The organism is Pseudomonas ekonensis, assembly GCF_019145435.1.
Lineage (GTDB): Bacteria > Pseudomonadota > Gammaproteobacteria > Pseudomonadales > Pseudomonadaceae > Aquipseudomonas > Aquipseudomonas ekonensis.
Map to the genome: position 1 here is coordinate 840,093 of NZ_JAHSTS010000001.1, position 13,588 is coordinate 853,680.

General features: G+C 63.8%; 14 protein-coding genes. 9 read left to right on the forward strand and 5 right to left on the reverse strand.

Annotation, left to right across the window (positions count from 1 at the left end):
- The first annotated feature begins 162 nt into the window (after positions 1–162).
- The 4 genes from zwf (at position 163) to KVG96_RS03825 (ending at position 3,971) form a co-directional block, all read left to right on the forward strand.
- The gene (zwf, locus tag KVG96_RS03810; protein ID WP_085629565.1) at positions 163–1,629 is read left to right on the forward strand and encodes a glucose-6-phosphate dehydrogenase; all 1,467 of its coding nucleotides are present in this window, start codon (positions 163–165) and stop codon (positions 1,627–1,629) included.
- On the forward strand, positions 1,616–2,329 hold the full coding sequence (gene pgl / locus KVG96_RS03815) for a 6-phosphogluconolactonase (protein WP_217890876.1): 714 nt from the start codon (positions 1,616–1,618) through the stop codon (positions 2,327–2,329). The genes zwf and pgl overlap by 14 nt, the downstream gene beginning before the upstream one ends.
- Before the next feature lie 17 nt (positions 2,330–2,346).
- On the forward strand, positions 2,347–3,012 hold the full coding sequence (locus tag KVG96_RS03820; RefSeq protein ID WP_085580559.1) for a bifunctional 4-hydroxy-2-oxoglutarate aldolase/2-dehydro-3-deoxy-phosphogluconate aldolase: 666 nt from the start codon (positions 2,347–2,349) through the stop codon (positions 3,010–3,012).
- 215 nt (positions 3,013–3,227) lie between these two features.
- A complete protein-coding gene (locus KVG96_RS03825; RefSeq protein WP_217890877.1) occupies positions 3,228–3,971 on the forward strand; it encodes an intradiol ring-cleavage dioxygenase in 744 nt (247 codons plus the stop codon).
- Here KVG96_RS03825 and KVG96_RS03830 read toward each other — a convergent pair.
- Both KVG96_RS03830 and KVG96_RS03835 read right to left on the reverse strand, forming a co-directional pair.
- On the reverse strand, positions 3,955–5,136 hold the full coding sequence (locus KVG96_RS03830) for an aminotransferase class V-fold PLP-dependent enzyme (protein ID WP_217890878.1): 1,182 nt from the start codon (positions 5,134–5,136) through the stop codon (positions 3,955–3,957). The genes KVG96_RS03825 and KVG96_RS03830 overlap by 17 nt on opposite strands.
- A 26-nt stretch (positions 5,137–5,162) precedes the next feature.
- A complete protein-coding gene (locus tag KVG96_RS03835; RefSeq protein WP_085580565.1) occupies positions 5,163–5,399 on the reverse strand; it encodes a DUF3820 family protein in 237 nt (78 codons plus the stop codon).
- Positions 5,400–5,604: 205 nt separating this feature from the next.
- Between KVG96_RS03835 and KVG96_RS03840 the strand changes: the two genes are divergently transcribed.
- The gene (locus KVG96_RS03840) at positions 5,605–6,072 is read left to right on the forward strand and encodes a ferritin-like domain-containing protein (RefSeq protein ID WP_217890879.1); all 468 of its coding nucleotides are present in this window, start codon (positions 5,605–5,607) and stop codon (positions 6,070–6,072) included.
- Between the two features lie 133 nt (positions 6,073–6,205).
- Here KVG96_RS03840 and KVG96_RS03845 read toward each other — a convergent pair whose 3' ends face one another.
- Together KVG96_RS03845 and KVG96_RS03850 are read right to left on the reverse strand one after the other, a co-directional pair.
- Complete coding sequence (locus KVG96_RS03845) at positions 6,206–6,676, reverse strand: MaoC family dehydratase (RefSeq protein ID WP_003227420.1); 471 nt, start codon at positions 6,674–6,676, stop codon at positions 6,206–6,208.
- Between the two features lie 41 nt (positions 6,677–6,717).
- The gene (locus KVG96_RS03850) at positions 6,718–7,662 is read right to left on the reverse strand and encodes an alpha/beta hydrolase (RefSeq protein WP_217890880.1); all 945 of its coding nucleotides are present in this window, start codon (positions 7,660–7,662) and stop codon (positions 6,718–6,720) included.
- 226 nt (positions 7,663–7,888) lie between these two features.
- Between KVG96_RS03850 and fadD2 the strand changes: the two genes are divergently transcribed.
- Together fadD2 and fadD1 are read left to right on the forward strand one after the other, a co-directional pair.
- Positions 7,889–9,577, forward strand: a complete 1,689-nt coding sequence (fadD2, locus tag KVG96_RS03855) for a long-chain-fatty-acid--CoA ligase FadD2 (RefSeq protein WP_217890881.1) — start codon at positions 7,889–7,891, stop codon at positions 9,575–9,577.
- Positions 9,578–9,924: 347 nt separating this feature from the next.
- Positions 9,925–11,628, forward strand: a complete 1,704-nt coding sequence (gene fadD1 / locus KVG96_RS03860; protein WP_217890882.1) for a long-chain-fatty-acid--CoA ligase FadD1 — start codon at positions 9,925–9,927, stop codon at positions 11,626–11,628.
- 67 nt (positions 11,629–11,695) lie between these two features.
- Here the strand turns inward: fadD1 and KVG96_RS03865 are convergent, their stop codons facing one another.
- Entirely contained in the window at positions 11,696–12,073 is a 378-nt protein-coding gene (locus KVG96_RS03865) for a hypothetical protein (protein ID WP_217890883.1), read from the reverse strand.
- 196 nt (positions 12,074–12,269) lie between these two features.
- On the opposite strand from KVG96_RS03865, the gene KVG96_RS03870 reads away from it, so the two are divergent.
- Positions 12,270–12,461 (forward strand): CsbD family protein, encoded by a 192-nt coding sequence (locus tag KVG96_RS03870; RefSeq protein ID WP_217890884.1) that lies wholly within the window; start codon positions 12,270–12,272, stop codon positions 12,459–12,461.
- 174 nt (positions 12,462–12,635) lie between these two features.
- On the forward strand, positions 12,636–13,586 hold the full coding sequence (locus KVG96_RS03875) for a YihY/virulence factor BrkB family protein (protein ID WP_217890885.1): 951 nt from the start codon (positions 12,636–12,638) through the stop codon (positions 13,584–13,586).
- Positions 13,587–13,588: the final 2 nt, after the last annotated feature.

A 13,588-nucleotide genomic window follows, 5' to 3' on the forward strand; every position in this document is an offset into this window, starting at 1 on the left:
TTGATGCGGCCCGTGACGGTGGCCTATCCTACTGTCGGCTCCGATCGACCACCACTCGGAATCTGCATTTTGCGAAAATGTTGTGGTTATTACTACATTTTCCCTTGAGTGATGCCTTGAAAAAAGGTATTTGTAGCTTAACTTGATAAAAGAACAAACATCATGCCTTCGATTACGGTAGAACCGTGCACCTTTGCCTTGTTCGGCGCCCTCGGCGACCTGGCCCTGCGCAAGCTGTTTCCTGCCCTTTACCACCTGGACGGCGCCGGCCTGCTGCACGAGGACACGCGCATCATTGCGCTGGCCCGTGAAGCCGGCACCGTGGAGCAGCACCTGGCGTTCATCGCCGCCGAGCTGCGCCGCTACGTGGGCAAGGAGCTGGACGAGGCGGTGGCCGAGCGCTTCCTGGCGCGCCTGAGCTACCTGCACGTCGACTTCCTCAAGGCCGAAGACTACGAGGCGCTGGCCGAGGCGGCCGGCACCGCGCAACGCATGATCGCCTACTTCGCCACCCCGGCGGCGGTGTACGGCGCGATCTGCGAGAACCTGGCCAAGGTCGGCCTGGCCCAGAACACCCGCGTGGTGCTGGAGAAGCCGATCGGCTCGGACCTTGAGTCCTCGCGCAAGGTCAACGACGCCGTGGCCCAGTTCTTCCCGGAGAACCGCACCTACCGAATCGACCACTACCTGGGCAAAGAGACCGTCCAGAACCTGATCGCCCTGCGTTTCGCCAACAGCCTGTTCGAGACCCAGTGGAACCAGAACTACATCTCCCACGTGGAAATCACCGTGGCCGAGAAGGTCGGCATCGAGGGCCGCTGGGGCTACTTCGACAAGGCCGGCCAGCTGCGGGACATGATCCAGAACCACCTGCTGCAATTGCTCTGCCTGATCGCCATGGACCCGCCGGCCGACCTGTCCGCCGACAGCATCCGCGACGAGAAGGTCAAGGTGCTCAAGGCCCTGGCGCCGATCAGCCCGGAAGGCCTGACCACCCAGGTGGTGCGCGGCCAGTACATCGCCGGCCACAGCGAAGGCAAGTCCGTGCCGGGCTACCTCGAAGAACCCAATTCCAACACCCAGAGCGACACCGAGACCTTCGTCGCCCTGCGTGCCGACATCCGCAACTGGCGCTGGGCCGGCGTGCCGTTCTACCTGCGCACCGGCAAGCGCATGCCGCAGAAGCTGTCGCAGATCGTCATCCACTTCAAGGAACCGTCGCACTACATCTTCGCGCCGGAGCAGCGCCTGCAGATCAGCAACAAACTGATCATCCGCCTGCAGCCGGACGAAGGCATTTCCCTGCGTGTGATGACCAAGGACCAAGGCCTGGACAAGGGCATGCAACTGCGCAGCGGGCCGCTGCAGCTGAATTTCTCCGACACCTGGCGCAGCGCGCGGATCCCCGACGCCTACGAGCGGTTGTTGCTGGAAGTGATGAACGGCAACCAAAACCTGTTTGTCCGTAAAGATGAAATCGAAGCCGCGTGGAAGTGGTGCGACCAGCTGATCGCCGGGTGGAAGAAGTCCGGCGATGCGCCCAAGCCGTATGCGGCCGGGTCGTGGGGGCCGATGAGCTCCATCGCACTGATCACGCGGGACGGGAGGTCGTGGTATGGCGATATCTGATGTGAAACTGCCGGCGGGCGTCAGCGCCCATGCCTTCAAGAGCCCGGTGCTGCTGGCCGAAGGCCTGGCGCTGAGCGTGGCCAGGCAACTGAGCGATGCCGTCGCCGCCCGTGGCCACGCGGTGCTGGTGGTGTCCGGCGGGCGCAGCCCGGTGGCGTTCTTCCAGCACCTGGCCAAGCAGGAACTGGACTGGGCGAACGTGACCGTGACCCTGGCCGACGAGCGCTGGGTGCCGGTGGAACACGCCGACAGCAACGCCGGCCTGCTCAAGCAGTACCTGCTCAAGGGGCCGGCGGCCAAGGCGCAGTTCCTGAGCCTCTACAGCGCTGCCGCCAGCGTCGAGCAGGCGGCCGAACAGGCCGACCGCCTGCTCGGCGAGCTGCCGGCCATCGATGTGCTGGTGCTGGGCATGGGCGACGACGGGCACACCGCCTCGCTGTTCCCCGACAGCCCGAACCTTGCCCAAGCCTTGCAGGCCGACGGCACCCGCCGTTGCTGGCCGATGCTGGCGCCGAGCGTGCCGCGTCAGCGCCTGACCATGAGCCGTGCGCTGCTGGCTTCGGCCAGGCACAAGATTCTGTCGATTTCCGGCCAGTCGAAACTGGCCACCCTGAACGCCGCAGTGGCCGGCGACGATGTCGCCGCCATGCCGGTCCGCGCGTTTCTGCAACCCACGTTAGAGATCTACTGGTGCCCATGAGCCAAGGAACAGCCGCTATGACAAACCCATCCCCGACCGTTTCCATGGCGGACAAAGTTGCCCTGATCGACAGCCTCTGCGCCAAGGCGCGGATCCTGCCGGTGATCACCATCGCCCGCGAACAGGACGTGCTGCCGCTGGCCGACGCCCTGGCCGCCGGCGGCCTGACGGCGCTGGAAGTGACCCTGCGTTCGCAGTTCGGCCTCAAGGCGATCCAGATCCTGCGCGAACAGCGCCCTGAGCTGGTGACCGGTGCCGGCACCGTGCTCGACCGGCACATGCTGGCCGCCGCCGAAGCCGCCGGTTCGCAGTTCATCGTCACGCCGGGCATCACCCGCGACCTGCTCGAAGCCAGCGTCGCCAGCCCGGTGCCGCTGCTGCCGGGCATCAGCAACGCCTCCGGCATCATGGAAGGCTATGGCCTGGGCTACCGCCGCTTCAAGCTGTTCCCGGCCGAAGTCAGCGGTGGCGTGGCGGCGATCAAGGCCCTTGGCGGCCCGTTCGGCGAAGTGAAATTCTGCCCGACCGGCGGCGTGGGGCCGGCCAACATCAAGAGCTACATGGCGCTGAAGAACGTCATGTGCGTGGGCGGCAGCTGGATGCTTGATCCGGAGTGGGTCAAGAACGGCGACTGGGCCCGCATTCAGGAATGCACCGCCGAGGCCCTGGCGCTGCTGGACTGATTTCGCTTCACCCGACACTTCGTTGTGTGTTCTACGGCTTTACGGTGCACTTGGTCGGTGCACCGTTTTTTTTTGCCCGGCGAAAAGCGGCGGGGCACATCCCGCGAACACATGCCGCGATACATGCCGCGATACATGCCGCGATACATAGTTACCGCACGACCGATCACCAGCGGCGCTAACCTGCGTGCTTCTTACGCAAAGGAGAACGCGTCATGGATGATCAGTCTTCAGCGCCGTCGTCTTGCACGGTCTACCAGTTGGCCCCCGAGCAAGTCGCCGGGCCGTACCTCCGCAATCCGAAGCTGTTGCGGCGCAACATCAGCGAAGGCGCCGAAGGCCTGCCGTTGCTGCTGCGCCTGACCATCGTCGACGCCATGACCGGCGAGCCGGTCAACGGTGCGCTGGTGGACATCTGGCACTGCAACGCCCGGGGCGCCTATTCCGGCTGGAGCCGGGTCGGCCCGGACGTGGAGGTCGATGCGCAGGCCGTCGGTTCGGTCCCGCGCACCGACGACACCTACCTGCGCGGCAGCCAGTTCAGCGACCCCAGGGGGCAGGTGCGCTTCACCACCCTCTACCCCGACCTCTACGCCGGGCGCACGTTGCACATTCATGTGGCGGTGCGCATCGTCAGCGGCCACGCGTATTTGGACGAACGCCACGTCGCCTGGGTCGGCCAACTGTGCTTTCCCGAGGTCGTTTCCCGGGCGGTGCTCAACGCCAAGGCCTGTCGCGGGCGTGCCTCGTCGCCCCTGGGCAACGACCAGGATGCCTGCTACAGCGGCAGGGGCGACGAGGCCTCGACGCTGACCGTCTGGCCGGTGGGGCGCGACGGTCACGAAGACGGGTTCTTCGGCCATTTGACGATCGGCATCGACACCTTTGCGGCGTCGACGCAGATCAAGCCCGAAGACTTCGACAAGTACACCGTGCAGGAGGTCAGCGCAGCTCGTTGAGGGCGACGATCAAGCGCTGCATGTCGGCTGCGGTGGTGGTCAGCCCCGGCGTGATGCGGATGCACGGGCCGCACGCCGAGCCGTTGCGCGCCACGGTGAACAGGTTGAACTCGTTGAGCAGGCGCTCCACCAGCACCTGCTGGTCGGGGTGACGGGTGAAGCGCATCGAGGTGATGCCGCAGTACAGGCGCGGATCGTCCGGGGTCATCACTTCGATGCCCGGCAGGTTGCGCACGGCCTTGACCCACAGGTCGCGCAGGTGGTTGAGCCGTGCGCCCTTGGCGGGCGCGCCGCCCAGTGCCCGGTGTTCCTCGAACACCAGGGGCAGGGTCATCAGCGCCGGGAAGTTCGGGGTGCTGTAGGGGGTGCGCGAGCGGATGTCGGTGACCGGGAAGTGCGCTTCAGCCATGTCCGGGTCGATGTCGGCCAGGCGTTGCGGGGCGACGTAGAGGAAACCGAGGGTCAGCGGCGAGCCGATCCACTTGTGCAGGTTGTAGCCGGCAAAGGCGATGCCCAGCGCCTCGAGGTCGAAATCGATCTGGCCGAGGGCATGGGCGCCGTCGAGGATGATGTCCACCCCATGCTCCTTCGCCAGCGCGGCGATGGCCTGTACCGGCATCACCAGGCCGGTGCGGTGGGTGACGTGGGTCAGCGCCATCAGCTTGAGGTTAGGGTGGCGGATGAACGCTTCGCGGTACGTCGCCAGCAGTCCGTCGAAGCTGGCCGGGTGCGCATGCCCGATCTCGACCACCTCGACCCCGCGGCTGCCGGCGAGCCAGCGCATGGCGCTCTTGACCGTGTCGTACTCCAGGTCGCTGATCAGCACCTGATCGCCCGGCCGCAACAGGTTGTAGTTGCGGATCAGCGACTGCAGGGCGGCGGTGGCGTTGCAGGTGAAGGCGACGCTCTGTGCCCGCACGCCGATCAGCTCGGCCAGTTGCGCGCGGATCTCGAGGCTGTCGTGCTGCTCGAATCGCTGGCGCACGTAGACCGAGTTGCTGTTGTTGATCAGCTCGATGTTGCGCTGGTATTCCTCGACCACGGTGCGCGACATGCGTCCGAAGTAGCCGTTCTCCAGGTTGATGGGGCCGGGCTGGACGTCGTAGCGGTCGGCGAAGGTTTGCCAGAAGGCTTCGTCTCGGGCGCGGCGGGTGTTATCGGGCATGGTCGGCTCGCATCAGGGAGGGCGCCTCAATGGCGCGGGGCGGGTTTGCCGTGTTTGGCGCGCAGCGGTTCAAGCAGGTCCGACAGTCCGTTGTGATCGATTTCGTGCATCAACGCCAGCAGGCCGCCGAGCTCGCCGTTCGGGAAGCCCTCGCGGGCGAACCAGTTCAGGTACGGGCCGGGCAGGTCGGCGATGATGCGTCCCTTGTACTTGCCGAAAGGCATTTCGCGGGTGATCAGCAGTTCGAGTTTCTCAGGGTTCATCGGGGGTAGATCCGGATTCGGTTCGGTTTGGAAAATACAGGCATTCTGCATGCAGGCCAAATGACAGATCATGCAAATAAAGGGGATACAGATTTGGCCGCTATTCGTAACTAGTTGATTTTAACTAGGTTAGTTCGGGGTTTGGCGCTGGCACGGCCGCTGCAACACCTCCTTGCATCTTCCATCGAACGCGAGGAACTGAAAAATGACCGACATGAACAAAGAGGCCATCTCCGTACTCAACGATCTGATCGAAACCAGCAAGGACGGTCAGGAAGGATTCAAGACCTGTGCCGAAGACATCAAGCATCCTGAACTCAAGGCGCTGTTCGTCAAACGCTCCGGCGACTGCGCCACGGCCGCCGCCGAACTGCAGGCGACCGTGCGTTCGATGGGCGGCGACCCGGAAACCTCCACCAGCGTCAGCGGCGATCTGCACCGCCGCTGGGTAGACGTCAAGGCGATGTTCACCGGCAAGGATGAAGAGGCGGTGCTCAATGAAGCCGAACGCGGCGAGGATCACGCCCTGAAGGCGTACCGGGACGCCATCGACAAGATCAACAAGCACAATCTGGTGGGCATCCGCGACCTGGTCGAACGCCAGTACCATGGCGTGCAGCGCAATCACGATCAGGTGAAGGCCCTGCGCAACCAGGCCCGTGCGCGCTCTTGAGCCTGCGCGGCTGAAGCCAAAACAGTGGGAGCGAGCCTGCTCGCGATGGCGTCGGAACAGTCAGCATCGATATCGACTGTCAGACCTCATTCGCGAGCAGGCTCGCTCCCGCATTGTTTTGGGTCGTGCCGTTTCAGCCGATGCTGATCGCCGGCAAGGTCGGCAGCGTCACGGTCTGCTGCTTGCGCGGCGCCAGGATCTCGGCTTCGCCGTCCACCACCAGTTCGTCGCGCTGGTTGAAGACGCGGGTGGCGATGCGCACGCGGAATTTCGGCAGCTTCTCGAGGATCTCCAGGCGCACGGTCAGGGTGTCGCCGATCTTCACCGGCTTCTGGAAGCTCATCTGCTGGCCGATGTAGATGGTGCCGGGCCCAGGCAGTTCGCAGGCGACGGCGGCGCTGATCAGCGCGCCGCTGAACATGCCGTGGGCGATGCGCTCCTTGAACATGCTGGCGGCGGCGAACTCGGCGTCCAGGTGCACCGGGTTGTGGTCGCCGGACATCGCGGCGAACAGCTGGATGTCGCGCTCTTCGACGGTCTTGCTGTAGCTGGCGGTCTGGCCGACTTCAAGGGCTTCGTAAGGGATGTTGGTAACCTGGGTCATCGGTTTCGGTTCCTGTGACGGATGGGGTGAATCCAGAAAGATTACTCGGACCGGTGCGGCCGGCGATGGCTCAGGGCCTGGTCGATCCAGGCCAGCACATCGGCGGTCACTTCGTCGCGGTTGGTCTCGTTGAACAATTCGTGCCGCGCCTGCGGATAGATCTTCAGTTGCAGGTTCTGGCTGCCGGCCGCGCGCAAGGCGTCGGCCAGATCAGTCAGACGCTTGCCTTCGCTCACCGGATCACATTCGCCGCCGATCACCAGCAGCGGCAGGCCCGGATCGATCTGGGCGAGATTGGACGCTTTGCTGATCTGCTGCAACCCGCCGAGCAGGTCGATCCACAGCTGGTTGGTGCAGCGGAACCCGCACAGCGGATCGGCGGCATATTTGTCGACTTCGGCCGGATCGCGGCTCAACCAGTCGAAGGCGGTGCGCGCGGGCTTGAAGCGCTTGTTGAACGAGCCGAACGACAGCCATTCGATCAGCGCGCTGCGGCCCTTGGCGCCCTGGCGCAGCTTCTCCAGGCGAGCGATCTGCCGCGCCGCGCGGTACAGCGCCACGGGCTGGAAATTCGAGCCGCTGAGGATCGCCCCGTGCAGGCTGGCGCTGTGGTGCAGCAGGTAGGCCTGGGCCAGGTAGCTGCCCATGCTGTGGCCGAGCAGCACGATCGGCACGTCGGGGTGGGCCTGGCCGATGTGCTGGTTGAGGCTGGCCAGGTCGCCGACCACCTTGCACCAGCCGTCGTCGTCGGCGAAATGCCCGAGGGTGCCGGAATCGGCGGTTTTGCCATGTCCGCGCAGGTCCGGCGCGTACACGCCGTAGCCTTCGGCGCACAACCGATCCGCCAGCCGGGCGTAGCGGGCGCTGTGTTCGGCCATGCCGTGGGCCAGCAGGATCACCGCCTTCAGCGGCGCGGCGGGCAGCCAATGGTTGACGAAGAGGCGGGTGCGGTCATTCGCGTCCAGCCAGAAGGTGTCGTGGATCATGGCGATTCCTTTGCAGAGCTGCCCGGTTCGAGGTCGTTGCATTGTATAGCGCGTCCGATCCGCCCGCGCCACGGCCGCAAGATTCACGGGATCAATGAGGACGCTGCCCGTATTTGCCTGATTGACCATAGCTGCTAGTGTCCGGGGAGCCCCGCTTTTCGCGCTGCGCATTCAAAAGTGACAGAGAGGCGGCCCCGGAACGGCTCAGGTAAAGAGGACAAGAACAATGCAACCTGATTTCTGGAATGACAAACGCCCGGCGGGCGTGCCCCTGGACATCGACGCGGGTGAGTTCAAGTCGGTGATCGAGGTGTTCGAGCGTTCCTGCAAGAAATTCGCGGACCGCCCGGCGTTCAGCAACATGGGCGTGACCCTGACCTACGCCGAGCTCGAACGTCACAGCGCGGCGTTCGCCGGCTACCTGCAGGCGCACACCGATCTGGTGCCGGGGGACCGCATCGCGGTGCAGATGCCCAACGTCCTGCATTATCCGATCGCCGTGTTCGGCGCCTTGCGGGCGGGGCTGATCGTGGTCAACACCAACCCGCTGTACACCGCTCGGGAGATGCGTCACCAGTTTAAGGACTCCGGCGCCCGGGCGCTGGTGTACCTGAACATGTTCGGCCAGAAGGTGCAGGAAGTGCTGGCGGACACCGACATCCAGTACCTGATCGAAGCGAAGATGGGCGACCTGATGCCCACCGCCAAGGGCTGGCTGGTCAATACAGTGGTCAGCAAGGTGAAGAAGATGGTGCCGGCCTATTCGCTGCCCCAGGCGCTGTCGTTCAAGAGCGCGCTGCGCCTGGGCCGGGGCCTGGGCATCAAGCCGCTGAAGGTCGGCCTGGACGACATCGCCGTGCTGCAGTACACCGGCGGCACCACCGGTTTGGCCAAGGGCGCGATGCTTACCCACGGCAACCTGGTGGCCAACATGCAGCAGGTGCGTGCGTGCCTGGCCCAGCTCGGCGGCGACGGCCAGCCGCTGCTGCGCGAAGGCCAGGAAGTGATGATCGCGCCGCTGCCGCTGTACCACATCTATGCCTTCACGGCGAACTGCATGTGCATGATGGTCTCCGGCAACCACAACGTGCTGATCACCAATCCGCGGGACATCGGCGGCTTCATCAAGGAACTGAAGAACTGGCGCTTCTCGGCGCTGCTGGGGCTCAACACCCTGTTCGTCGCGCTGATGGACCATTCGGACTTCAAGACCCTGGATTTCTCCAGCCTCAAGCTCACCAACTCCGGCGGCACCGCGCTGGTCAAGGCCACCGCCGAGCGCTGGGAACAGCTCACCGGTTGCCGCATCACCGAGGGCTACGGCCTGACCGAAACCTCGCCGGTGGCCTGCACCAACCCTTATGGTGACCAGTCGCGGCTGGGCACGGTGGGGCTGCCGGTGCCGGGCACCACCTTGAAGGTCATCGACGACGCAGGCGTCGAGCAGGCGACAGGGGAGCGCGGCGAGCTGTGCATCAAGGGGCCGCAGATCATGAAAGGCTACTGGCGCAAGCCCGAGGCCACCGCCGAGGTGCTGGACGCCGACGGCTGGTTCAAGTCCGGCGACATCGCGGTGATCGATCCCGACGGCTTCGTGCGCATCGTCGACCGCAAGAAGGACATGATCATCGTCTCGGGCTTCAACGTGTACCCCAACGAAATCGAAGACGTGGTGATGGCGCACCCGAAGGTGGCCAACTGCGCGGTGATCGGCGTGCCGGACGAGCGTTCCGGCGAGGCGGTGAAGCTGTTTGTGGTGGCTCGGGAAACCGGCGTGAGCCTGGAGGAGCTCAAGGCGTACTGCAAAGAGAATTTCACCGCCTACAAGGTGCCCAAGCACATCGTGCTGCGCGAGTCGCTGCCGATGACCCCGGTCGGCAAGATCCTGCGGCGGGAACTGCGGGACATCGCCTGACGGGCTGCGTCTGGCGCCATCGCGAGCAGGCTCGCTCCTACAGAGGCATGGACGCTTCTGCAGGAGCGATCCTGCTCGCGGTTTTTCAAGAGATGTCCCCGAAAACCGGGGCTTTCAAGGGTGTATAGGTTTTTTGCTCTAAAATGACTTTTAGCAGGTCTTGAGTCATTTAAATGACTGTGGCGACCACTTTTGGCTCTAGTCGCCCCTTGGCAAAGCTGCTACTCTCGGCGCGCTTTGTGACTTCTCGGCCTTGAAGAAAAGCCAGACTCACCACAATAAACACACACCAATAACAATCGCATCGAATGCGGTGTTGAATTCGCGTTGCTGAGGAGTGGGCTTCCATGATCGAAGACTTTTGGAAGGATAAGTACCCCGCTGGAATTGCTGCCGACATCAATCCAGACGAGTACCCGAATATTCAGGCAGTGCTGAAGCAGTCCTGCCAGCGCTTCGCCGACAAACCGGCTTTCAGCAACCTGGGCAAGACGATCACCTACGGTGAACTGTACGAATTGTCCGGTGCCTTTGCCGCGTACCTGCAACAGCATACCGATTTGCAGCCCGGTGATCGAATCGCCGTGCAGTTGCCCAACGTCCTGCAGTACCCGGTGGCCGTCTTCGGTGCCATCCGCGCCGGGCTGATCGTGGTCAACACCAACCCGCTGTACACCGCGCGGGAGATGGAACACCAGTTCAACGACTCCGGCGCCAAGGCCCTGGTGTGCCTGGCGAACATGGCCCACCTGGCCGAGGCCGTGGTGCCCAAGACCGGCGTCAAGCACGTCATCGTCACCGAGGTCGCCGACCTGCTGTCGCCGTTCAAGCGCCTGCTGATCAACAGCGTCATCAAGTACGTGAAGAAGATGGTGCCGGCCTATCACCTGCCCAAGGCCGTCAAGTTCAACGACGTGCTGAGCAAGGGCCTGGGCCAGCCGGTGGCCGAAGCCAGCCCGGCCAGCGGCGACGTGGCCGTGCTGCAGTACACCGGCGGCACCACCGGCGTAGCCAAGGGCGCAATGCTGACCCACCGCAACCTGGTGGCGAACATGCTGCAGTGCAAGGCGCTGATGGGCTCCAACCTCAACGAGGGCTGCGAGATCCTGATCACGCCACTGCCGCTGTACCACATCTACGCGTTCACCTTCCATTGCATGGCGATGATGCTGATCGGCAACCACAACATCCTGATCAGCAACCCGCGCGACCTGCCGGCGATGGTCAAGGAACTGTCGAAGTGGAAGTTCAGCGGTTTCGTCGGCCTCAACACCCTGTTCGTGGCGCTGTGCAACAACGAAGGCTTCCGCAAGCTGGACTTCTCGGCGCTGAAGGTCACCCTGTCCGGCGGCATGGCCCTGCAGCTGGCGGCGGCCGAGCGCTGGAAAGCGGTCACCGGCTGTCCGATCTGCGAAGGCTACGGCATGACCGAAACCAGCCCGGTGGCCACGGTCAACCCGATCCAGAACATCCAGATCGGCACCATCGGCATTCCGGTGCCGTCGACCCTGTGCAAGGTCGTCGACGATGCTGGCGTCGAGCAGCCGATGGGCGAGATCGGCGAGCTGTGCGTCAAGGGCCCGCAAGTGATGAAGGGCTACTGGCAGCGCCAGGAGGCCACCGACGAGATCCTCGACAGCGAAGGCTGGCTCAAGACCGGCGACATCGCGCTGATCCAGCCGGACGGCTACATGCGCATCGTCGACCGCAAGAAGGACATGATCCTGGTCTCGGGCTTCAACGTGTACCCGAACGAGCTGGAAGACGTGCTGGCGACCCTGCCGGGCGTGCTGCAGTGCGCGGCCATCGGCATCCCTGACGAGAAGTCGGGCGAGGCGATCAAGATTTTCATCGTCGCGCGTCCGGGCGTCACCCTGACCAAGGAACAGGTGATGGAGCACATGCGCGCCAACGTCACCGGCTACAAGGTGCCGCGTTCGGTGGAGTTTCGCGATTCGCTGCCGACCACCAACGTCGGCAAGATCCTGCGCCGCGAACTGCGCGACGAAGAGCTCAAGAAGATCAAGGCCAAGAACGCCAGCGCCGCGTAAACAAGAAGCCCCGCAGATGCGGGGCTTTTTTTCGCCGGTCGCCGGCTGCTGCGGCGAGGGAGCTGCCTTACTGACGGAACCTGGCGAAGTTCACGTTCGTGCCCGCCGGGCGCATGTCCTGCAGGAACGAATCCTTGTCGGCGCTCAGTTCCAGGCTCAGGGCGGCCTTGCGCTTGCCCTGGTTGCGCACCACCAGGCCGTCGAGCTGTTCGCGCAGGAACGCGGTCGGCACCTTCACGTGCAGCAGTTCGTCGGTGGCCGGGTTGTGCATCAGCAGATGGATCCACGGGTATTGGCCGATCGCCAGGCGCGACATCGGGATGTCGAACCACCAGATGTTGCGGTTGCGGTTCAGTTCGGTGAAGTGGCAGTTGTTGACGCCGAGCACGGCACCGCCCAGTTGCTGGTTGATTCGGGCGATGGCCTGCGGTTTGTCGAGTTTCATGGGAATCCTGCGGGTCGGTCTTGGGCGCGTGGCGCCCGTCAGGTGGGCATTCTCGGGGCAAACCCGGCAAACATAAAGCCCGGCATGCCCGGCGCGACGAATGAATGCCGCCGAAAATAAATGAAACCTTGGGCGAACCCGGTCAGTCCACCATTGCGTAATGACTTTCCCCGTCAATGTTCCAAGGAGAATCACCATGGGCAGCACGAGCGATAAAGTGAAAGGCATGGCCAACGAAGCGGTCGGCAACGTCAAGCAAGGCGTCGGCAAGGCCACCGACAACCAGCGTCTGCAGGCCGAAGGCAAGCTTCAGGAAAAGAAAGGCGAAGCCCAGCAAGCGATAGGCAAGGCCAAGGACGCGATCAAGAAAGGTGTCGACAAGGCGTGACCCGGCCTTGAACGATTCACCCCGGCGGCCATCCAAGGATGGCCGTTTTTTGTGCCGTTCACATGCGGTCACGGAACACGGTGTTTCAACGGCGCCAAGTAAGCTACCTTGATGAAAGAGCACGGCCCCTGAGTCGCCACGACTTGAACCTGTTTGCGGCGAAAGGAGACGCGAATGATTTTTCCGGACATGAAAGGTCTGCCCCTGCACCGGGTGATGGTGCGCACGGTCACTGAATTCATCGCCGACGAGATGTCGACCTATGCCTCGGCGCTGGCCTACCAGATGCTGTTCTCGCTGTTCCCGTTCATCCTGTTCCTGATCGCCCTGATCGGTTTCCTGCACCTGCCGGACTTCTTTTCCTGGCTGCGCCTGCAATCGGAACTGGTGCTGCCGCCCCAGGCGCTGGAGCAGGTCAATCCGGTGATCGACCAACTGCAGCAGTCCAAGGGCGGCTTGCTCTCGGTGGGTATCGTGATCGCCCTGTACACCGCGTCCGCCGGTGTGCGGCTGATGATGAGCGCGATGAACGCCGCCTACGACGTCGTCGAGGGCCGGCCGATCTGGAAGCGCTTTCCGCTCTCGGTCATCTACACCGTCGGCATCGCCGGGATGCTGCTGGTGGCCGCCGCGCTGATGGTGCTCGGGCCCCAGGTGATGGGCTGGATCGCGTCGCAGGTGGGGCTGGAGGAAGAGGTCGTCACGGTGTGGACGATCGCCCGCTGGCCGGTGATCGTGATCCTGATGATGGTCGCCGTGGCGGTCATCTACTACGTGATGCCCGACGTCAAGCAGGAGTTCCGCTTCATCACCCCAGGCTCGGTGCTGGCGGTGGTGGTCTGGATCGTCGCCTCCCTGGGCTTCGCGTTCTACGTCAAGACGTTCGCCAACTACAACGCGATGTATGGCAGCATCGGTGCGATCATCGTGCTGTTGCTGTACTTCTACATTTCCTCGGCGGTGCTGCTGCTCGGCGCGGAGATGAACGCGGTGATCGAACACATGTCCAGCGAGGGCAAGGATCCGGGCGAGCGAGTCCCCGGCGAACTCGCCGAACATCCCAAACAACACGTTTCCGGCCTGGGGCGCGACCATTCGCTCAAGCCGAACGCAGACGAAGCCTGACC